We start from the raw sequence: 19899 nt of genomic DNA, 5'->3' as shown, positions 1-19899 counted from the left end.
TAGCGATCCGCAAAAAGTTTCAACAATGTTTTTCCCGAACGTAGCTATATATAAACAACTTAATCGAATTATGATAGACTAAACATATAAAAATGACAGACAATTCTTTCTATCCACCTGGAGGTGCCCTTGTGATTCAATTATGTGAAGTCGGACCGAGAGATGGTCTGCAAAATGAAGCAAAACCCGTGTCCGCAGAACAAAAAGTCACCCTCATCCAACAAGCGATTGATGCTGGCGTGAAAAAAATCGAAGCTGTATCTTTTGTTAATCCTCGTGTTGTGCCGCAGATGGCGGATGCAGAAGAGGTAATGGAACGCCTCCCAAAACGTGAGGACGTTACGTATGCTGGGCTTGTGTTAAGCCGTTCCGGCCTTGATCGTGCATTGGCAACGTCGGTCGACCTTTTGCACGTCGTCGTTGCGACGAGTGATACATTTAATACGAAAAACGCCCGGCGATCGGTTCAAGAAGGCGTGGATGAAATTAGCTCAGTTATTGAGGATGCTGCCACAGCGGAACGCCCCTCTACAGCGATTCTTGCGACGAGCTTCGGTTGTCCGTACGAAGGCGTTGTTGATGAAAGTCGCGTGATGCGCGTCGCCGAGCGCTTTCTTGATGCAGGCGCACAAGAGATTGTTCTGGCGGACACGACCGGCATGGCAAATCCGGCGAAAGTGACGCGAATGGTGGAATTGTTTAAAGAAACATTTGGTGGGGACACGCCACTTGGTCTCCATTTTCATAATACGCGGGGGCTTGGGCTCGCCAATGTCGCCGCCGGTTATGCCGCTGGCGTTACCCACTTTGATGCGGCGATTGGTGGACTTGGCGGTTGTCCATTTGCACCGAATGCGGTCGGGAACGTTGCGAGTGAAGATGTAATTCATATGTTTGAAGAGATGGGTGTGCCCACAGGCGTGGACGTTCAGAAGATGATTGACGCAGCAATTTGGTTGGAAAATGTAATGGAGAAAATATTGCCAGGCATGGTTATGAAAGCTGGACCTGCTTTCCAAGTGACAAACGCATAACCGTCGTGTATACTGATGAAAATCATCCATTCAATGAGGAAGAGAGTAGCGCTGTTAGACAATGTCAGCGAGCCGGGACAGGTGAGAGCCGGTAGCGTCTGCAACGTGAACCGGACTTCTTAGAAGCCTGTCTGAACGAGCAGTAGGACAGTGCCGGGTAAGATCGACCCGTTATCTCGAGTCACAACAAGAGTGGTACCGCGGACACCCCCGCCTCTTTCTAGAGAGGACGGGGGTTTTTTGTATTGAAAGGAGACATTATGGACGTCAAACAACAAACCCAAAAGAAAATTGCCAATACGCTCGCCCTTACGGTAACGATTGAACAATTCGAGTACCCAAAACAGCTCGATCACGGAGACCTTGCTCTCCCGTGTTTTCGTTTCGCGAAAGCACTAAAAACGTCACCTCAACAGATCGCCCAGTCTATTAAACAAGCATTGCAAACCGATGAAATGTACACGAAAATTGAGGTCGTTGGCGGATACGTGAACTTCTTTTTTCATCGCGAAAGGATCGCAGCGAACGTTCTTCTTGCCAAGCCCGTAACTCCAACGCACCAAGGGACAGTGACGATTGATATGTCCTCTCCGAACATCGCCAAACCATTTTCAATGGGTCACTTACGCTCTACAATTATTGGCGAGTCGCTCGCGCGCATGCATGAACATGTCGGCTTCCGAACGGTTAAAATCAATCATCTCGGAGATTGGGGCACACAGTTCGGCAAGCTCATAAGTGCATATAAAACGTGGGGTGTGAAAGAAGAGATTGAAAATAATCCGATTCCAGAACTGTTAAAGTTATACGTACGCTTTCATGAGGAAGGTGATGAGGAGGAAGGGAGACGTTGGTTCAAACAGCTTGAAGATGGTGATGACGAGGCCGTTCAATTGTGGACATGGTTCAAAAGTGAATCATTAAAAGAGTTCAAAAAAATCTATCAACGTCTTGGCGTGGGCTTCGATGCCATCACAGGAGAGTCATTTTATAATGATCGCATGGGAGCGGTTGTGGATGTACTCAAAGAGAAACGTCTCCTCATTGAATCCGACGACGCCCAAGTCGTTCCTTTAGAAGAACAGAACCTGCCTCCGTGCCTCATCCAGAAAAACGACGGCGCTACGCTCTATGCGACGAGAGACCTTGCCGCTGCCATCTATCGAAAAGAAACATACGAGTTCACTCAATCCTTGTATGTGGTTGGTCATGAACAATCGCTCCATTTCACACAGTTAAAAGCTGTGCTTAAAAAGGCTGGATTTCATTGGCCAGACGCAATGGAACACGTCCCCTTCGCTCATTCGCTTGGAAGGCAAAAAGATGTCCACACGTAAAGGAACCGTCATTTTACTCGATGACGTGCTCGATGAAGCGGTGGCACTTGCTAAAAAGAACATCCAAGAGAAAAATCCTGAGCTTCCGAATGCAAACGACGTTGCTGAGCAAATCGGCGTCGGTGCGATCATCTTCAATGACCTGAAAAATGATCGTATATTAGATATCGATTTTTCATTGGAGAACAGCTTGCGATTTGAAGGAGAAACTGGACCGTACGTGCAATACACGCACGCAAGAACGTGCTCAATTCTTAAACACGGGACACCAGGCGAGCCTTCGGTGTCAAGCGACTTAGAGTGGGAAATGGTCATGTTCATCTATCGATTCGAAGAAACCGTCCGCATCGCTGTGCGTCAAAAGAATCCGTCGCTCATCGCTCGATACGTTCTCGATCTCGCCCAATCATTTAACCGCTATTACAGCCAAGTGAAGATTGTAAACGATGATGCTGGGCAAGGTTCACGCCTTCTCATCGTCGACGCAGTGCGAGGAAAACTTCAATGTGGCTTGTACCTGCTCGGCGTTACAGCGCCAACAAAAATGTAAAGGAGCCGATTTATGATTATTCCACGATCTGATATTGCTGACGCCGAAATACAGCAGTTTTTTGAAACTTATTGGGGGAGTTCGAAGATGATCGTCTCAAGTGGTGAGTACGACTGCACAATGCTTGACGGGTACGCGTACATCGACGACGATGAGCAAATTCGTGGACTTATCACGTACACGTTACGTGGTCCCGCGTGCGAAATCATATCATTGGATGCCCTCGATGAAGGAATTGGAATTGGCACCCGGCTCGTTGAACGCGTAGAGCGGCGTGCCGTTGACGACCATTGTGAACACGTACGTGTAATCACAACGAACGATAATACACATGCACTCTTGTTTTATCAAAAGAAAGGGTTCCGCTTTCATCGCATTGTAACAGGCGCTGTAGATGACGCGCGCAAGCGAAAACCAACAATTCCACTCATCGCGAGCAACGGCATCCCGATTCAAGATGAAATCATTTTACGAAAAGGCGTGGATACGAACCCCGGCGTCCGTTAACGCATCCCGAACTACACGGGCAAACGATACCGCTCCAGGACCGTCCCCGTGAATGCAAATCGTATCCGCCTTCATCGATACCTTGCTTCCGTCCGTCGCCGTCACCTGTCCATGAACGACCATGTCAATGACTTGCTGTGCGGCGATCGTAGCGTCGGTGATGAGTGCATCGGGTTGTTTCCGAGAGGTAAGCGAGCCTCAGGCTCATACGTACGGTCGGCAAATACTTCGCTTGCCGTTTGAATGCCAACCCGCTCCCCGGCCCTTACCCACTCGCTTCCGGCGAGGCCGTACAGCACAAGACGGTCGTCCGTGTCATAAACCGAACGAGCAATGGCGTGCGCCAGCGCTTCACTTTTCGCCGCCATCGTATACAAAGCGCCGTGGGCTTTCACATGCTTCACTTCTCCCCCTTCAGCACGAGCAATGGCCATCAACGCACCAACTTGATATTGTACGAGGTCGTACGCTTCTTCAGGCTGATGTCCATGTTTCTCCTGCCAAATCCGACGGGATCTAAAAGTCCGGGATGCGCACCAATTTGCACACCGTTTCGTAGTGCAAGCCGAACCGTCTCCCGCATCGTTTTCGGATCTCCTGCATGATAGCCGCAAGCGATGTTGGCACTTGTCACTTCTGTCAAAATCTCGGAATCGTTTCCTAACGTATACACGCCAAAACTTTCCCCACAATCTGCATTAAAGTCAACGTGACGCAAGAGAATCACCCCTTATTGTTTCTTTCCAGTATAGTAATATCGCAGACGCTCGCTGCTTCATTGCTTTTTCTTGCAAGATGTAAAGTGTTTCTGCCTCTTGGAAGGAGATCATCTGAAAATATACATGTTCCTGTGGGCGCAATTGTGCGAGTTTGTAATGGTCAACGACGGCAATTTGGGCAATTTTCGGGTACCCACCTGTCGTTTGCTGGTCGGCCATGAGAATTCTAGGATTCCCATCTGGCGGGACTTGCACGGTCCCAAATGCGACCGCCTCTGATATGATCGATTCGGTTTTCCCCATTTGCAAAGGTTCATCTCCTTCGAGAAGAAATCCCATCCGGTCGGACTGCGAGGACAATATGAACGGCTGCTCGGTAAACCGGTACTGGCTTTCTGGCGTAAACCCGGTGTAATGAGCCCTGGAAACACGCGTAAGACGTCGGTTTCTTCATCATCCAACCAGAGCAGATTTGCTCCCCATTTCGGTGCAAAAGGTGCCTCTCCCTCGACGCTTTCCATGTATTGTTTAGCTTCTTGACTAAGAGGGTTGCTGTCTAACAGATCGCCTTCTTTTAGCGCTCGTCCTTCGTAGCCGCCAAACCCGGCACGTAAATATGTACTTTGGCTATTCAATACTTCGGGGACATTGAAACCGCCTGCAATCGCTACATACGCTCGTATTCCCGTTCGCTCAGCTCGAAATGTCAAAATGCTTTCTTCGGGTAAATAAATCGGAACACCTATAGAAAACGCCTGTCCATCTACGTGTGGCGTCATGCCACCACCGGTCACAGCAATAAGAGCCGGCTGATGAAAACGGAGCACTGGCCCTGTAACCGTAAGCTCCAAAGCGGCATCCTGTTCATCATTACCGACGAGCAAGTTTGCCGTCCTTAAAGCGAGTCGGTCCATCGCTCCACTTTGCACGACACCTTGATCCAAATATCCGTATCGGCCCGCATCTTGCACAGTCGTGAGCATACCTGGTTTCACAACTTCTATATTCATGAGCGCACCTCTTTCAACTTCTGAAACTGCTGTTCATCAATCGGCACGAATTGAATTCGGTCTCCTGACCGTAGCAAGCTTGGTTCTGTTTTCGTCTCATCAAAAAGGACGAGCGGGGTCTGTCCAATCAGTTGCCATCCACCAGGTGTTGCAAACGGGTAAATACCTGTCTGTGCCCCGGCAATGCCAACCGATCCTGCAGGCACTCGTTCCCTTGGTGTGTCCCGCCGAGGTGTCGCAATCTCTTCGGCCATGCCACCAACAAACGGAAACCCCGGCGCAAAGCCGATCATATAAATGAGATATTCCCCTTGTTGATGATGAGCGATGACTTGATCTTCGCTACAACTGTGATAGTCAGCAACATAGGAAAGATCTGGACCAAATTCTCCACCATAGCAGACTGGGATTTCCACGATACGTCCGTCGTGCTGCTGGTCATCTCCATCTTCAATCGATGTGAGCAACTGGTCAACCCATATGCGTACTTGGTCTTGCATCGAGCCTTCAACGTCCATTTGCTGGCGCACGTTCATAGGATCATAGAAAAGCGCCAGTCCTGTATAGCTTGGCACAGCTTCAACAAAGCCCGGAAACGGATCTCGCTCAACTGCTTGTTTCACACGTTGGACATATTGCTGAATACTCGGGTCCATATGATTTCCAAGTATCATCATCACTGCCTGTTCACTGAGCGGGCGCCACGTTACAGCGGATCGAAAACCCATCAATTCCCCTCTTTTCATCTGTCGATACCCCCATTGTTGCAATCGCGCGACAAATTAGCAAGCAGAAACTTTGCTCGTTTTGCAGTATCGTGCAACGGCAGGTTTGGGTGCAGAATGCAAAGTGCAGATAGGTTACTCTGCGGTGCAGGGCATTTCATCTTGCCTCGATTTTGTTCCGAAGGCCCGGCACAGGTTGCAAAGAATCAATCCGTGCAGAGGCCGTTCGGCGCGGCTCGCTGGCACTTCGGTTCAGTGTGTCGGCGCCATTCTGCGCTCTAGTTCACGCTTTCTGCGCTCAAGTTTGTCTTATTTTTGCGATTTTAGCGCTCATTTCGCTTAACTTGACGCAGATGATCTTAACTGGAGCGCACATTGTACCATCTGCAATTCCCACCGATAGTTTATAGTCGTGCAAACTGTTACCAAGTTCGACGATTCTGTTACCGAGCTTATGAGATTGGGCGGCTTTTATTGTGATTTCACTCAACTTGAGAACAGTTGAGCTGCAACTCGAGCACAGTTTCCTCTTCAAACCACTCCCCTAACGACCTTTCGGCCCCCTTCTGGGGGGCCGAAACAAAACCGACCTCCGTTCGGCGCGACTCGCGCCGACAGCTTGCTGGCACTTCAGTTCGGTGAGTCGTCGCCATTCTGCGCTCTAGTTCATGCTTTCTGCGCGCAAGTTTGCTTATTTTTGTGATTTTAGCGCTCATTTCGCCTAACTGGAGCGCAGATGATCCTAACTTGAGCGCACATTGTGTTAAGTACCAACGACTAACGACCTGTCTGCCCCCTTCCTGGGGGCGAAACGAAACCGGTCTCCGTTCGGCGCGGCTCGCGCCGAAAACTTGCTGGCACTTCGGTCCAGTGAGTCGTCGCCATTCTGCGCTCTAGTTTGCTTATTTTTGCGCTCTTAGCACTCAATCCCTCTAACTTGAGTGCCGATGATCCCAAATTGCGCGCGCATTGTACTAAGTCCCAACCCCCTGGGTCTGCTAGGAGCAGACAGCTTGATAGCAGAAGAGCACCAAAAAAAGCTGCACCCGAAAGGGTGCAGCTAACTTCCCATTACGATTGTTCTTTTGTCGGGCCCATTACACCGGGTACAGACAGTCCAGCTTGGCGGAGGAGGACGGTCATTTGCCCACGGTGGTGAGTTTGATGGTTCACAAGTGTGCGTAGCAACGCTCCGCGCGTAACTTGCCCACCCATTGCTTCAACCGTTTCTTCTAATGAAACATCGGTGAGAACACGCTCAGCTTCTTGACGAAAGTCTTCGGCCATCTGCTCGTAAGCTTTGTGGATGTCTTCTGCCTTTTCCGGTACTTTCGCCGAGTCACCTGCAGGTGTAACATTTACACCGACAAGGCTCCCGAAAAACGCAGGTGAAGTCGCGAGGTGCCAGCCGAGCCAGCCGAGTGAATTATGATCCTCAGCAATGGCAACGTCCAATTTCTCATCAGAAATGGCTTCAATGACACTCGCCGTGCCACGGGACTCTTGCGTCCACTCTTGAATAAAATCTGAAACATTACGATACATCGTGTTCACTCCTCAATCAATACGAATACACAGTAGCTTGTCCTCTAGTCTTCAATAAATGCATTGTGCATTTGCACACCATCAACGATGATAATCAGGTCGACCGGACGCTCCTCAACAATAGAAGCGACTTCTTGCTCCATCTCTTCGAACAGTTCGTCCGTCGCATCGTCTTCACTAATCGATAACGTTAGATCAACATTTACACCGTCATCGGTATGGGAAACCATCGCTTCCTCAACATCATCAAGGTTTGCGAGAGCATCTTCTGAATCCTCATCTACAACATTGCCTTCATGAACGGCCGCCTCATCAGACGTTTCCTCTTCTGAATCTTCAACCGGCTCTTCGTTCAAATCTACTTCTTCCGAGTCATCTCCACAGGCAACGAGTACTACCGACAGCAGTCCAACCGTCGCTGCAAGTCGAAAAGGTTTCCACATCTATACTCACTCTCCATTTCAAAATCTACCCAAAGTATATCGGACAAAAGAGAGATTGACAAAACAAACGCCATTCATTTCATAATATTACATAGAAGTCGGTGTTCGTTTTCAAACGTCTTCGGGTATAGAATGCCAAGGAGGGATTCGATGCGCTTATACACATTAAAAGAAACTCAAGTTTTACCGATATCAAAAGAAGATGCTTGGGACTTCTTCTCTAACCCCGGTCAACTTTCTTCCATCACACCCGGCGATATGAAGTTTGATGTAAAAAATGATATAAAGGATCGTATGCACCCGGGCATGATTGTTCATTATGATTTGAAACCTCTGCCCGCGTTCCCGGTTCAATGGGTAACAGAGATTACCCACGTCGTTGAGGGCGAGCTATTTGTGGACGAACAGCGCTTTGGGCCGTTTCGTTTTTGGCATCACCAGCATCATTTTCATGATCATCCAGACGGTGTAGAAATCGAAGATATCGTCCATTACGTGTTACCTTTCGGCCCGATCGGCGACTAGCCCATCAGGCTATCGTCGAGAAACGGTTGAAAGATATCTTCTCTTACCGCAAAGAACAGCTCGCAAAACGCTTTTAAATCCAATTGTTCGGCGGTGATTACAGTGGCAACGATCTATGATATCAAACCGAAATTCCAGGCAATGCTGCGCCCGTTGGTCGTGAAGCTCCATCAGTGGAACGTCACACCAAACGGGGTGACGGTCAGCGCAGCACTGCTCTCTATTCTCTTTGGACTGCTTCTATACATACAGCTCCATCCCGTATTGTTGCTCCTGCTGCCTGCATTTTTACTCTTGCGCATGATGATGAATGCGATTGACGGCATGCTCGCAAAGGAGTACAACCAACAAACCCGCCTTGGGATGTTTCTAAACGAGATCGGAGATATGGTTTCCGATGCTGCCCTTTATTTGCCCTTGGCGATATGGATTGATGTGCCCGTTGAATTGATCATTGGCATCGTCGTCATCGCACTCGTCGGAGAAGCCGCAGGTATTCTCGGTATAGCTGTAGGTTCTACGCGGCGTTATGACGGACCTTCGGTAAAAGTGACCGTGCCTTTTTCTTTAGTGTCCTTGCGTTTGCACTGTATTTCTTTTCGTTTCATTCAAACGTTTATTTAATCGCACTCGGTATCGTGTTCATCCTGAGTGTGATGACTGTGATTAACCGCATACGAGCTGCACTCAAAGAGGGGGAGGGTTAACATGTTTCCAGACTGGATTGAGACACAGCCATTTTATCAAATTATTCAAAACTCATTAGTCGTTGTGCTGCTCGGCATTTTTGTACTTCTAATCGTAGCGACTGTCATTACAAAACTACTTACAGTGCGCGGCCACGAACTAGGCGAAGTAAAAGACCGCATTCGTTCATGGTGGTTTATGGCGATTATATTTACGTTTGCCACACTTATCCATGAAACCATTTCGCTTTTATTCTTTGCCTTTCTAACGTACTTAGCATTAAAGGAATACTTTTCAATGATTCCAACTCGGCGGGCTGATCGTCGTGTGTTGTTCTTTGCCTACCTCGCTATACCGATTCAGTTTCTATGGATCTATATGGAATGGTACGGGATGTTTATTATATTCATTCCAATTTATATGTTCTTATTCTTGCCAATCATCATGGTGCTCATCGGAAAAACTTCAGGTTTCTTAAAGTCGATCGGCTCGATTCATTGGGGCATGATGCTCATGGTATTTGGTTTAAGCCATTTGGCTTACTTTCTCGCTGTACCTGGAGCAGGGGGAGCCGCAATGATTGTGTTTGTCGTCGTACTTACCCAACTTAATGACGTGAGTCAATTTTTGTTCGGGAAAGCATTTGGCAAGCGTAAAATTGTACCGGCTGTGAGCCCGAATAAGACGTGGGCGGGTTTTCTCGGCGGTGTGTTCGTGACAACCGGTTTGGCCTTGTTACTCTTTCCATTGCTCACCCCCTACACATGGCCGTTTGCTCTCTTTGCTGGACTCATCATTAGCATCTTTGGATTTATCGGCGATGTGAACGTGTCGGCATTAAAACGAGATCTCGGCGTCAAAGATAGCGGTCAAGCGTTACCTGGTCACGGTGGCATTCTTGATCGAATTGACAGTTTAACGTATACAGCTCCCCTCGTATTCCACTTTACGAGTTACTTTTATTTCTAACGGGAAGGAAGGTTACCGGTATGCAAAAGTTATTTTTCTTGCTCGTTGTGAAACCCGTTCTCCTCATCGTTCTCGGCATGAATATTCACGACATTGATCGCCTGCCCAAAAACGGACCCGCTGTCATGATCGCAAACCATAACAGCCATCTGGACACTCCGTTAATGATGAACCTCTTCCCGCTAAAAAAGCTACACTTGCTTCGGCCGGTTGCCGCATTTGATTACTTTTTCACGAACAAAACCCGCGCTTGGTTTGCGACCCGAATTATGAACACGATTCCGATCAAACGCAGTGGCAAATCCAAAGGAGAAGACGTTCTCCAACCTCTTTCTGATGCACTTGAACGAGGGGAAATTCTTATTTTTTTTCCAGAAGGTTCACGAGGAGAGCCTGAACAGATGACCCAATTAAAAAGTGGGTTAGCACATCTTATAAGTCGCCATCGATGTGCCGGTCGTCCCAGTCTTTACGCATGGACTCGGCAAAGCATTGCCAAAAGGAGATCCGTTACTCGTTCCTTTCGTTGCTACCATTCGCATTGGTACCCCATTGTATTGGAACGGAGAACGGAAGCTTTTTATGGAGCAAGTAGAAGAACAGTTTAATCAAATGAGACAAGTAGGAGCCAACGCAGAATGGGAATAAAACGATGGGGCGCGATATGGGGATTTGCTGAAGCGACCGTCTTTTTCATCGTCCCTGATGTGCTCATTACGTATGCCGCACTTACGAAAACACGCACGTTCATCGTCTGGTTGTGCTTATATACACTGATTGGGGCGCTTGTCGGAGGGACATTAATGTATGCTTTGGGCATCGGTTTCGTCAAAGAAGGCAATGAGCTGCTCACTCATATTCCAGCTATTGATGCCCAGCTTGTGGCAGATGTCCAGCAATCTCTCATTGAGAGTGGCTCATTGCCATGCTCCTCGGACCGACACAAGGCATACCGTACAAAATTTTTGCCCTTAACGCTTATCATGCTGATGTGTCCTTTTGGTTATTTATAATCATCTCTGTCCCTGCTCGTGTCATTCGCTTTCTACTTGCCGGTCTGCTTGTTTCTTTTATCAGCCAGACGCTCTTAAAGCGCCAGTCCAAAACAGTCAAAGTCGTTTTATGGCTAAGTTTCTGGGTTATTTTCTACACGTTTTATTTCATCGGGATGACGTGAATACCATTCTAAAAACATGTGCAAGTAATGATTGTATGCCGGAGCATCAAAACCAGTGCCACAGTTATGAAACGTCCACGGTGTCGTTTGGTGCGGCACGACAACCTGATACCCTGCTCGTGCAAATTGAACGGATTGACTCACATCATAAAAATGCCAGCCGTCAAACTGCTCTACCCACGGGAGATCGTGTTGTGTCACCATAATGAGTCCATCAATTGCAGCAACCGGCACGTACGTGTCTGTTGGATTCGTAAATGTAAGCACGCTCATCGTATCGCGGTACTGTAGCGTCATACCATAAAGAGCGGCAGCAGGCGCTTCCCACCAGATGCCACTTTCCGGTATGTGCTCCGATCCTGCAACACCAATCATGCCAATTGACGGATGATTAAAAACATACAGCACATGAAACAAAAAGAGCTGATCAATTACCATCGTGTCTTGATGATGATAAATTTTATACTTTGCATCCGTTTCGTGCATGGCTCGGTTATACCCCGTCGTCATGCTCGGTTGACCTTCCATTGGTATTCTCTCTACCGTATAACCGTCTGGAATGGCTAACGCTCCAATGTGCCGACAGCTTTCCTCATACTCCTCCCAATCATTCACACAACAAATAAACGCGAATTTTTTCGGGTCCATAAAACACCTCCACACCACAATTTATGGAGAGATCTGTGGGCATATGTATCAAAATCCGTTCCTTTACATAGTGTGTAGAAGGATTATACGGGGAGGCATACAATGGACGTTGAACATGCACAAGCAAAGTATTTGGAACTGCTTAAAAGAGCAATTCTTTTTGAGATTTGGCAAGAATATGAAACCGACCTTGCTTGGTGGAATCATGGGTTTGATCGGGAACGTCACCAAAAAGGGGAAATATGGCCACAAATTGCGCATAGCATGATTGGTCGTTATCGGATGAACAATCTGCAAGGCTGTATGACGTCTGTCGTTAAAGACAACATTCCAGGCGATTTTATTGAGACGGGCGTCTGGCGAGGTGGGGCTTGCATCTTCATGAGTGGTTTTCTTGATGTGATGGGAATAACAGACCGTAACGTTTGGGTCGCTGACTCCTTTGAAGGCTTGCCAAAACCAAACGAAGAAAAATACCCAAAAGACAAAGGGGATACGCACCATACCGTTGACTATTTACGAGTATCTCTTGAGGATGTGAAACACAACTTCAACAAATATGACCTACTCAACGATAATGTTCATTTTCTTAAAGGCTGGTTTAAGGATACATTGCCCAGCGCACCGATCGAGCAATTAGCCATTTTACGTCTAGATGGTGATTTATACGAGTCAACGATGGACAGTTTAAATAATTTGTACGATAAAGTGAGCCCTGGCGGCTATATTATCATTGATGATTTCATACTTCCTGGGTGCAATGCTGCTATTATGGACTACCGAGCTGAACACCACATTACCGAACCGCTCATTCCGATCGACAGCATGAGCGTGTATTGGCGAAAGAAATAGAGGCCCTACTGGGCCTCTATTACATCATCGCTGTAAGCATATACAAAATCGGTAATGTGACGACCAATCCTATGGTACTCACAATCCAGTTTGCGTTTGCTAAGTCTTCATCCAACCCAAACAGCTGGGGTGGGACAAGCGCTGAGACAGCTGGCGGCATGCAGATAAGATGAGGATCACTTTGAGTAACATCCCTTCGGCATAAGCACCTAAACCAAGCAAATAAGCAACACCTGTAACCGTCACAGGAACAATTAGGTGTTTAATGGTGAATATCATTGTAGCCGGTTTAATATTTTCTCCAACAGATCCGATTCGCATTGAAAATCCGACCGGAATGAGCAAGAAAATCACCGTCAGCGGCACGAACCATTCGTTTACTTGATCATAAACGGTGGCATAAGGAATGCTCGAGACGTTCAGGAGCGCCCCTACACAAATCGCAGAAAAGATGACCATAATGAACGGATCTTTCAAGATCCGTTTCCATCTCGGCTGGGAATCCTCTGTACGTTGAGCGCCGAATTTCCTAGCAATTGGATAGCAGATCGTATAATAGACGAGCTCCTCAAACAAGCGAAACAACGCTACGAACGGAAGTGCTTCAAGTCCAATAAAAAACACAACAAACAATCCGCCAAAACTGCCAAGATTCAAAAAAGCACCGGTCACGAACATAGAACCGGTTTGCTTTCTACTCATCTTCATCCATTTAGCAAAAAGTACGGCGAGCACGCCACCAAGAAATATTGTAAACACACCGAGCACCGGTAAGATGAGAAACGTTTGATTCGTAAGGTCGGCGTTCCAAAATGCGCCAACGAGGATAGTTGGCATCATTCCGAGCAGCACAAACAACGTAAGAAACCGGAGGAACTTGGCAAGCGGAAACCATCTAGCAGTCGCTGTCGATCGGCATAGACGCGGAGCACCCTGCCGATCGTAAGTCCAAGAAGAATGATACTAAACACGAGGAGCAACTGCATAATTTACCTTCTTTCTTACGTAAACACCAAGGCTAACTCCATGAAACAGCCCCAAAAGCAGATCTCTCACGCTACCTTTTGGGGCTGTTTCACGGGATTTAATTAATCAAATTCAATCGGGCGCGCGATTTTGTTTATCGCGCCGCCATCAACCATAATTGTCTGACCGCTTACGTATGTTGACTCATCAGATGCAAGGAAAAGACAAGCATTGGCAATGTCTTCCACTGTGCCAATTCTGCCCATCGGTTGAAATTTCAGTGTGTCACGAAACGCCCCTTCAGGGTCTTCCAAAGATGCAAATGTATTCTGTAATAGCGGCGTATCTACAGTGCTCGGTCCAACCGCATTTACACGAATTTCATCTTTCCCGTAATCAAGCGCCATCTGACGAGTGAGGCTGTGAGTCCGCCTTTCGCACTCGCATACGCAGCAAGACGGGTAATCGTCTTCTCTGCATGCCATGATGCGATGTTAATGATGGAACCCCCGCCTGAGCGTTGCATTTCAGGGATGGCGTACTTTGAGCAGAGGAACGGACCGTTTAAATTGACATTCATCACATTTTGCCATTCTTCCAAACTTGTATCGGTAACACTTTTTCGAATATTAATCGCAGCATTATTTACGAGAATATCAATCTTTCCGTATTCACTTACGGCACGTTTCATGAGTGCTTGAACGCTCTCTTCGTCACCCACATCAGTTTGCAGTACGATGGCATCAACCCCGTCATTTTGCAGTTCTTGAACGGTGTCACGGCCCGCTTCTTCATTCACTTCCGCAATGACAATGCGCGCCCCTTCTTTGCCAAACGTTCGAGCAATTCCCGCGCCAATGCCTTGGCCGGCACCTGTAATTACAGCTACTTTCCCTTCTAACCTCATCGGAATCCTCCTTCATTATCGCTTCTGCCAAGGAAATCGTTCATATTTAAGCCAGTAGGCCCCGAGTAAAATGGACAGAAAAATCGGCGCCACACAAAAGATTACAATCAAATGGAATCCTTCCATTCTCGCAATCTCCTTTTCTATTGATCTTATCTTAACACATACCCATTTCGCTCGTCATAAGCTTTTGATTCTGCTGAGCGCTGTTTCAGATCACCAAACCCTCCCCCACCAGGCAGGTGAAGTGTCATCACGTCATCGGCTGCTAACGTGTAGAGCTTTTTCGTTTCTTGTACTTCTTGCTCATTAATGAACACTCTAGCTTTCGCCCCATCTGCACCTCCAGAAAACTTTCGGGGCAAATTGCGTGCGCTCAAACATGAGCGGTACGTGATAAGCTTGGTCGCTTCTAACCCCAAATGTGATTTTTTGGCCTAATCCGCCTCGAAACTCACCGTCGCCACCAGAACCTTCGCGTAATTCTTTTTCATGAATAAACACTGAAGAAGTGCTCTCAATAATCTCTACCGGCGTCCCTTTCACACCGGACGGAAACGTTGTCGCATTCAAGCCATCTTTCCCCGGTCTGGCACCCGCTCCACCGGCGTTGAACACCACATTGGAGAAAGGTTCTCCCTCGAAGTCAACACCGTGCACTTGTAGGGCAAAAATTGCCGCTGCTCCTTCAGCAGGCACTCGGTCTGGGAGAATTTCATGAAGCGCGCCGAGCACACAAACTGGCGCGAGATGACCGATAATGTGCCGCGATGCTGTCGGCATCGGGTGCACGGCATTGAGGACACAACCTTCAGGTGCAGAAATGGACACCGGGCGAAAACTGCCTTCATTGCTCGGGATATCAGGAGCCACGGTAGCTTTTAACACATAATTTACGTACGCCAATGTGTAGTTCAAGCAGACGTTAATCGCTTTTTTACTTCCTTCTGACGTGCCGGCAAAATCGACGTGCACTCGGTCGCCTTTTACGGTAAGTGCACACTTTAATCGTATTGGCTTTTCGCTGCCGTCACTCCATAGCTCATTCTCATACGTGCCATCAGGTAGCTCGCGAATGGCGTTTCTCATCGCTTCTTCTGATAAGCGAATAATTTCTGCGCCGACCTCTTCAACATCTGGCAAATCAAACTCCTCGAGTGTTTCAATTAAGCGAGCAATCGCGACTTCTTGGGCGACAACTTGCGCGCGCAAGTCACCAACGACTTGGTACGGTGCTCGCACATTCGTGCGTATCAGGGCGAGTAACGTTTCATTCACTGTTCCTTCGGAGTAGAACTTCATGTAAGGGATATGCAGCCCTTCTTCATAAATGCTCTCTCCTTCTGGACTAAACCCGCGACCTCCCACATCGGAGACGTGACACGTCGATGCAAAATAACCGATGAGATCATTGTTAAAAAATACAGGAGTAACGATCGTCACATCTAACAGATGACCTGAAATTTCATACGGATTATTGCCAATGAGCACATCTCCTTGTTTCAACGTTTCGGTGTCCACGTTCTTTAAAAAGTGACGCACGCCTGTTGCCATTGAATTGATATGCCCAGGGGTTCCAGTGTTCGCTTGAGCGATCATGTCACCTTGTTTGTTGAACAAACCAGCAGACAGATCATTGGCGTCCGAAAGGATGCTTGTAAACGACGTGCGGATGAGCGTTTTCGCCTGTTCTTCAAGAAGTGTAACGAGACGATTCCAAATGACTTCCAGCTGGATGGGATCAAATGCGTGTTGTGGATTGTTGTGCATCTGTTGAGACCTCCTGATCTGTAACTTTGCGCTCAAGGATAATGTTATGAGAACGATCGAGTGTGACAAGAAACGCTGGCGGCACAACGACGGTCGACTCTCTTTCCTCGATAATGGCAGGCCCTTTGAGCTGAACGCCAGCAAATAGTTGCTCACGCTCATACACTGGGGTGTCGATCCACTCGCCGAAATAGACGTTACGCGTCGCTTTCTCGGTCGGGTTAAAGCCGCTTTCTTCTGTGCTTTTCAGTTGTAACACTGGCTCTGGCCCTTGAACGATTACCCTCCAGTTAAGTGTTTCAATTTCCATCTCTTCATTTGCTTCTGCATATAATTCTCGGTACGCGTCTTTAAAACGGTTCACAATCTCCTCTTCTTGATCACCTAAGTTTCCTAGCGGCAACGATACGGTAATTTCATGGGTCTGACCCCGGTATTTCATGTCCGCTTTCCGAATGACGGTAATGCCTTCGCCCACACCGGCTCGCGCAAGCAGCTGCTTGCCTTCCTCTTCCATTTCGGTAACGAGCGTCATCACATGTGCCCAATTCAGTTCATGCAATCGCCCGTAAAAGCTTCGCACAAAGTCAAACGCTAACGGCGAAGTGAGGAACCCAAACGCAGAATTCACGCCTGCCCCGACTGGCAACACAATCGTATTCACCCCGAGAATATTCGCAACATTGCCGACATGAACTGGGCCTGCACCACCCGAAGCATATAAGGAGTAATTGCGCACATCTTTTCCTTTTTCAACCGCATGAATGCGGGCAGCACTTGCCATATTTTCGTTCACGACTTGATGAATACCCCACGCCGCTTCAACTGGGTCTAACCCTAATGGCTTCGCGACTTTTTTTATGAATGGCTTCCTTCGCTTTTTCTACGTCTAACCGCATATCTCCACCAAGAAAATAATCCGGGTTCAAATACCCGAGTACCAGATCAGCATCCGTTACCGTCGGCTCCGTTCCCCCTTGCCCGTAACTTGCCGGACCGGGCACACTGCTCGCACTCTTTGGACCGACTTTCAATAAGCCGAGTCGGTTAACACCGGCAATACTGCCTCCACCTGCACCGATTTCAATCATCTCAACGACAGGCACTTTGACGGGCATGCCGCTCCCCTTCAAAAATCGGTCAGCACGACCGACTTCGAATTCTGTCGTCGTAAGGGGTACGCCTTGATCAACAAGACTTGCCTTTGCCGTCGTCCCGCCCATATCAAAGACGAGTACGTGGTCTTCATCGGCTTGTTTGCTGTAATGCGCACCGGCAATCGTCCCACCGACAGGCCAGATTCTAATATACGAATCGGAAACTGGATAGCTGTCTCGACGGTGCATGTGCCCCCTCCAGAAAGCATCATGAGAAACGTACCGCGAAAACCTCTCTCCGTTAATGTCTGCTCCAACTGGGTTAAGTATCGCTCGACGAGTGGTTTGACGAACACGTTGGCGACGGTCGTTGACGATCGTTGATACTCGCGTATTTCTGGTGACACCTCTGATGAAATCGATAGATGCAACTCTGGAGCGACGCGCTTAGCAACCTCTCTCACTTGTTGCTCATGGGCAGCATTTCGATAGCTATGTAGCAAACAAACGGCAACGGCCTCAACGCCAGATGCAACGATTTCCTGAAACACTTCTTCTACTTTTGCTTCATCAACAGGTTTGTAAACACTACCATCACTCGTCAAACGCTCTGGCACGGTAAACCGTAAGTGCCGGGGAACGAGTGGCGCCGGGTTATCGACCATCAAGTCATACAAGTCATACCTGCTTTCTGACGCAATTTCCAATTGATCTCGAAACCCTTCCGTCGTAATGAGCGCTGTCTTTGCGCCGTTTCGCTCAATTAACGCGTTCACGACGAGTGTCGTCCCGTGAATGATACTCTCCAGCTGATCATACGACCAACCGTGTTTTTTCATATTTTCATCGAGCCCTTTAATAAATCCTTCCGAAGGATCTGGATACGTCGTTAACGTCTTGCCGAAAAACCGCTCACCGTCACTTGTTATAAACACCAAGTCCGTGAACGTACCACCAATATCAACACCCGCTCTGATCGTCGTCATCGGATCATCCCTTTATATCGTTAGTCTATTTACTATATTTCTGCACAGTTGTCGAAATTCCTTTAGAGAACTTTCTCTATTGACTTTTCTTTCTGAAAAGCGTACATTTATATTAACAAAGGGGAGTAGCTCCTCATTAAAGTCGTCATGACGGGCCTATTTTTGCCCCGGCTTTAGTGCAATCAGACCGATTGTAGCAAGACCTTTGCCATCATAGGTGAGGTCTATTTATATGTTCAAAAAGACCTTCGCCAATTCCGTGGTGAAGGTCTTTTTTTCGTTGAATGGACAAAAAAAGGAGCGACTTTAAATGGAATGGACACTTCTCTTAGAGTACGGTTGGGTTCTCATCATTCTCATTATTTTGGAAGGAATACTCGCAGCTGATAATGCAGTTGTGTTAGCGATGATGGTAAAACACCTTCCAGAAAAACAACGAAAAAGAGCGTTATTTTACGGGCTAGCTGGTGCCTTTATTTTCCGATTAGCTGCTCTTGCGTTCGTCGCCATTCTCATTGAAGTGTGGCAAGTGCAAGCCATCGGTGCGCTATACTTGTTGTTCATCGCCATCAATCATTTTGTGAAAAAGTACGTGCGCAATAAAACGAACGTGAAAAAGGTCAAAAAACAACCCAAACAGTCAGGGTTCTGGATGACCGTATTAAAAGTAGAACTTGCCGATATTGCCTTTGCCGTCGACTCCATTCTTGCGGCTGTCGCCTTGGCGATGACGCTCACCCCAACGGGGTGGTTTACGGTAGGTCCACTTGACGGAGCACAGTTTGTTGTCGTATTTATCGGTGGTCTTACAGGTGTCATCATTATGCGCTTTGCCGCGGGTATTTTCATTCGGGTATTGGAAAACCGCCCTGGACTCGAGAACGGCGCGTATTTAATCGTCGGCTGGGTCGGTGTCAAACTCGCCGTATTTACTCTCGCTCACCCAAGCCTTGCGATCTTACCTGAACACTTTCCTGAAAGCACCGTATGGAAACTATTTTTCTGGGGAATCATGGCACTCATCATCGTACTCAGTTGGCTACTTTCCGCCCCTAAACAGCAGAAGAAATCAGATACTCAGGAAATCTCGAACCTGTAAAACGAGACACGTAAAATCAATCGCCCCAGCCTCGCGTAGGTTGGGGCAATTCTTATTGGTGTAAAGACGGTTTGGATCGTTTAAGGTCAACATCGGCGGCCCAAATACGTCCGCCGTGTTTTCTTTACAGTCCAGACTACAAGTACAACATCGGTGACGAAACATCTGCCACCGTGTATTCTACGTACTCCAGAGCATAAGTACGACATCGGTTCGGTGCTGCCTCTTGGTTACGGTGTGGAAAAAAGTCCAAATGCCCCATATATTCATATTTGTGACACTTGAGAAAGAAAAATCATGATTTAAACGTGAATGCGCACATAAACGGTGTCAACTGTCACAAATA

The 19899-nt window shown here is 47.7% G+C and carries 15 protein-coding genes and 6 pseudogenes; 10 read left to right on the top strand and 11 right to left on the bottom strand.

All coding sequences use genetic code 11. The features are described from left to right. Window positions 1–131: 131 nt before the first annotated feature. The 3 genes and pseudogenes from JCM19037_RS03305 (at window position 132) to JCM19037_RS03295 (ending at window position 3428) form a co-directional block, all read left to right on the top strand. On the top strand, window positions 132–1034 hold the full coding sequence (locus JCM19037_RS03305) for a hydroxymethylglutaryl-CoA lyase (RefSeq protein ID WP_042397847.1): 903 nt from the start codon (window positions 132–134) through the stop codon (window positions 1032–1034). Window positions 1035–1294: 260 nt separating this feature from the next. Beyond that, a pseudogene (argS, locus tag JCM19037_RS03300) lies at window positions 1295–2921 on the top strand (arginine--tRNA ligase). Window positions 2922–2933: 12 nt separating this feature from the next. Continuing rightward, complete coding sequence (locus tag JCM19037_RS03295) at window positions 2934–3428, top strand: N-acetyltransferase (protein ID WP_042397845.1); 495 nt, start codon at window positions 2934–2936, stop codon at window positions 3426–3428. Here the strand turns inward: JCM19037_RS03295 and JCM19037_RS03290 are convergent. The 5 genes and pseudogenes from JCM19037_RS03290 to JCM19037_RS03265 form a co-directional block, all read right to left on the bottom strand. Next, window positions 3390–4146: pseudogene (locus JCM19037_RS03290) on the bottom strand (LamB/YcsF family protein). The gene JCM19037_RS03295 and the pseudogene JCM19037_RS03290 overlap by 39 nt on opposite strands. Then, window positions 4133–5061: pseudogene (locus JCM19037_RS03285) on the bottom strand (biotin-dependent carboxyltransferase family protein). The pseudogenes JCM19037_RS03290 and JCM19037_RS03285 overlap by 14 nt, the downstream one beginning before the upstream one ends. Before the next feature lie 92 nt (window positions 5062–5153). After that, window positions 5154–5903 carry a 5-oxoprolinase subunit PxpB gene (pxpB, locus tag JCM19037_RS03280; protein WP_152548926.1) on the bottom strand — a complete coding sequence of 250 codons (750 nt, stop codon included), beginning with the start codon at window positions 5901–5903 and terminating at the stop codon, window positions 5154–5156. Window positions 5904–6953: 1050 nt separating this feature from the next. Then, on the bottom strand, window positions 6954–7427 hold the full coding sequence (locus JCM19037_RS03270) for a DinB family protein (protein ID WP_042397839.1): 474 nt from the start codon (window positions 7425–7427) through the stop codon (window positions 6954–6956). 44 nt (window positions 7428–7471) lie between these two features. Then, complete coding sequence (locus JCM19037_RS03265) at window positions 7472–7870, bottom strand: hypothetical protein (RefSeq protein ID WP_042397837.1); 399 nt, start codon at window positions 7868–7870, stop codon at window positions 7472–7474. 150 nt (window positions 7871–8020) lie between these two features. Between JCM19037_RS03265 and JCM19037_RS03260 the strand changes: the two genes are divergently transcribed. From JCM19037_RS03260 to JCM19037_RS03240, 5 genes are all read left to right on the top strand, one after another. Beyond that, window positions 8021–8395 (top strand): SRPBCC family protein, encoded by a 375-nt coding sequence (locus JCM19037_RS03260; protein WP_202963215.1) that lies wholly within the window; start codon window positions 8021–8023, stop codon window positions 8393–8395. A gap of 102 nt (window positions 8396–8497) precedes the next feature. After that, entirely contained in the window at window positions 8498–9019 is a 522-nt protein-coding gene (locus JCM19037_RS03255; protein ID WP_052363494.1) for a CDP-alcohol phosphatidyltransferase family protein, read from the top strand. An 84-nt stretch (window positions 9020–9103) separates the two neighbouring features. Further along, window positions 9104–10051, top strand: coding sequence for a phosphatidate cytidylyltransferase (locus tag JCM19037_RS03250; RefSeq protein ID WP_081829014.1), 948 nt, complete (start codon window positions 9104–9106; stop codon window positions 10049–10051). Between the two features lie 20 nt (window positions 10052–10071). Continuing rightward, on the top strand, window positions 10072–10659 hold the full coding sequence (locus tag JCM19037_RS03245) for a 1-acyl-sn-glycerol-3-phosphate acyltransferase (RefSeq protein ID WP_052363493.1): 588 nt from the start codon (window positions 10072–10074) through the stop codon (window positions 10657–10659). A 30-nt stretch (window positions 10660–10689) separates the two neighbouring features. Continuing rightward, on the top strand, window positions 10690–11064 hold the full coding sequence (locus JCM19037_RS03240) for a hypothetical protein (protein ID WP_042397835.1): 375 nt from the start codon (window positions 10690–10692) through the stop codon (window positions 11062–11064). 113 nt (window positions 11065–11177) lie between these two features. On the opposite strand, the gene JCM19037_RS03235 is transcribed toward JCM19037_RS03240, so the two are convergent. Next, on the bottom strand, window positions 11178–11876 hold the full coding sequence (locus tag JCM19037_RS03235; protein ID WP_042397832.1) for a glycosyltransferase family protein: 699 nt from the start codon (window positions 11874–11876) through the stop codon (window positions 11178–11180). A gap of 102 nt (window positions 11877–11978) precedes the next feature. Here JCM19037_RS03235 and JCM19037_RS03230 point away from each other — a divergent pair, with 102 nt between their 5' ends. Further along, window positions 11979–12728 (top strand): TylF/MycF family methyltransferase, encoded by a 750-nt coding sequence (locus JCM19037_RS03230; protein WP_042397830.1) that lies wholly within the window; start codon window positions 11979–11981, stop codon window positions 12726–12728. 99 nt (window positions 12729–12827) lie between these two features. Here JCM19037_RS03230 and JCM19037_RS03225 read toward each other — a convergent pair whose 3' ends face one another. The 5 genes and pseudogenes from JCM19037_RS03225 to JCM19037_RS26165 all read right to left on the bottom strand — a co-directional run. Beyond that, on the bottom strand, window positions 12828–13568 hold the full coding sequence (locus tag JCM19037_RS03225; protein ID WP_152548925.1) for a hypothetical protein: 741 nt from the start codon (window positions 13566–13568) through the stop codon (window positions 12828–12830). Window positions 13569–13816: 248 nt separating this feature from the next. Beyond that, window positions 13817–14601 (bottom strand): annotated as a pseudogene (locus tag JCM19037_RS03220) (SDR family NAD(P)-dependent oxidoreductase). A gap of 152 nt (window positions 14602–14753) precedes the next feature. Beyond that, window positions 14754–16371 (bottom strand): annotated as a pseudogene (locus JCM19037_RS03215) (hydantoinase B/oxoprolinase family protein). After that, window positions 16343–16888 (bottom strand): hypothetical protein, encoded by a 546-nt coding sequence (locus JCM19037_RS29830; RefSeq protein ID WP_373900327.1) that lies wholly within the window; start codon window positions 16886–16888, stop codon window positions 16343–16345. Before JCM19037_RS29830 ends, JCM19037_RS03215 begins: the two are co-directional and overlap by 29 nt. A gap of 138 nt (window positions 16889–17026) precedes the next feature. Then, window positions 17027–18454 (bottom strand): annotated as a pseudogene (locus tag JCM19037_RS26165) (hydantoinase/oxoprolinase family protein); the annotation flags it as partial. Between the two features lie 310 nt (window positions 18455–18764). On the opposite strand from JCM19037_RS26165, the gene JCM19037_RS03205 reads away from it, so the two are divergent. Beyond that, window positions 18765–19553 carry a TerC family protein gene (locus JCM19037_RS03205; protein WP_042397823.1) on the top strand — a complete coding sequence of 263 codons (789 nt, stop codon included), beginning with the start codon at window positions 18765–18767 and terminating at the stop codon, window positions 19551–19553. The last annotated feature ends 346 nt before the right edge of the window (window positions 19554–19899 follow it).

The organism is Geomicrobium sp. JCM 19037, from assembly GCF_000698105.1.
Lineage (GTDB): Bacteria > Bacillota > Bacilli > Bacillales > Marinococcaceae > Geomicrobium_A.
The sequence above is the reverse complement of the archived record's forward strand: the minus strand, read 5'-3'. Positions and strand labels throughout refer to the sequence as shown.

Coding starts and splice junctions, on each gene's coding strand:
- JCM19037_RS03295 (WP_042397845.1), top strand. CDS start 2,934: ATGATTATTCCACGATCTGATATTGCTGACGCCGAAATACAGCAGTTT.
- pxpB (WP_152548926.1), bottom strand. CDS start 5,903: ATGAAAAGAGGGGAATTGATGGGTTTTCGATCCGCTGTAACGTGGCGC.
- JCM19037_RS03270 (WP_042397839.1), bottom strand. CDS start 7,427: ATGTATCGTAATGTTTCAGATTTTATTCAAGAGTGGACGCAAGAGTCC.
- JCM19037_RS03265 (WP_042397837.1), bottom strand. CDS start 7,870: ATGTGGAAACCTTTTCGACTTGCAGCGACGGTTGGACTGCTGTCGGTA.
- JCM19037_RS03260 (WP_202963215.1), top strand. CDS start 8,021: ATGCGCTTATACACATTAAAAGAAACTCAAGTTTTACCGATATCAAAA.
- JCM19037_RS03250 (WP_081829014.1), top strand. CDS start 9,104: ATGTTTCCAGACTGGATTGAGACACAGCCATTTTATCAAATTATTCAA.
- JCM19037_RS03245 (WP_052363493.1), top strand. CDS start 10,072: ATGCAAAAGTTATTTTTCTTGCTCGTTGTGAAACCCGTTCTCCTCATC.
- JCM19037_RS03240 (WP_042397835.1), top strand. CDS start 10,690: ATGGGAATAAAACGATGGGGCGCGATATGGGGATTTGCTGAAGCGACC.
- JCM19037_RS03235 (WP_042397832.1), bottom strand. CDS start 11,876: ATGGACCCGAAAAAATTCGCGTTTATTTGTTGTGTGAATGATTGGGAG.
- JCM19037_RS03230 (WP_042397830.1), top strand. CDS start 11,979: ATGGACGTTGAACATGCACAAGCAAAGTATTTGGAACTGCTTAAAAGA.
- JCM19037_RS03225 (WP_152548925.1), bottom strand. CDS start 13,568: ATGATGCCAACTATCCTCGTTGGCGCATTTTGGAACGCCGACCTTACG.
- JCM19037_RS29830 (WP_373900327.1), bottom strand. CDS start 16,888: ATGGAAGAGGAAGGCAAGCAGCTGCTTGCGCGAGCCGGTGTGGGCGAA.
- JCM19037_RS03205 (WP_042397823.1), top strand. CDS start 18,765: ATGGAATGGACACTTCTCTTAGAGTACGGTTGGGTTCTCATCATTCTC.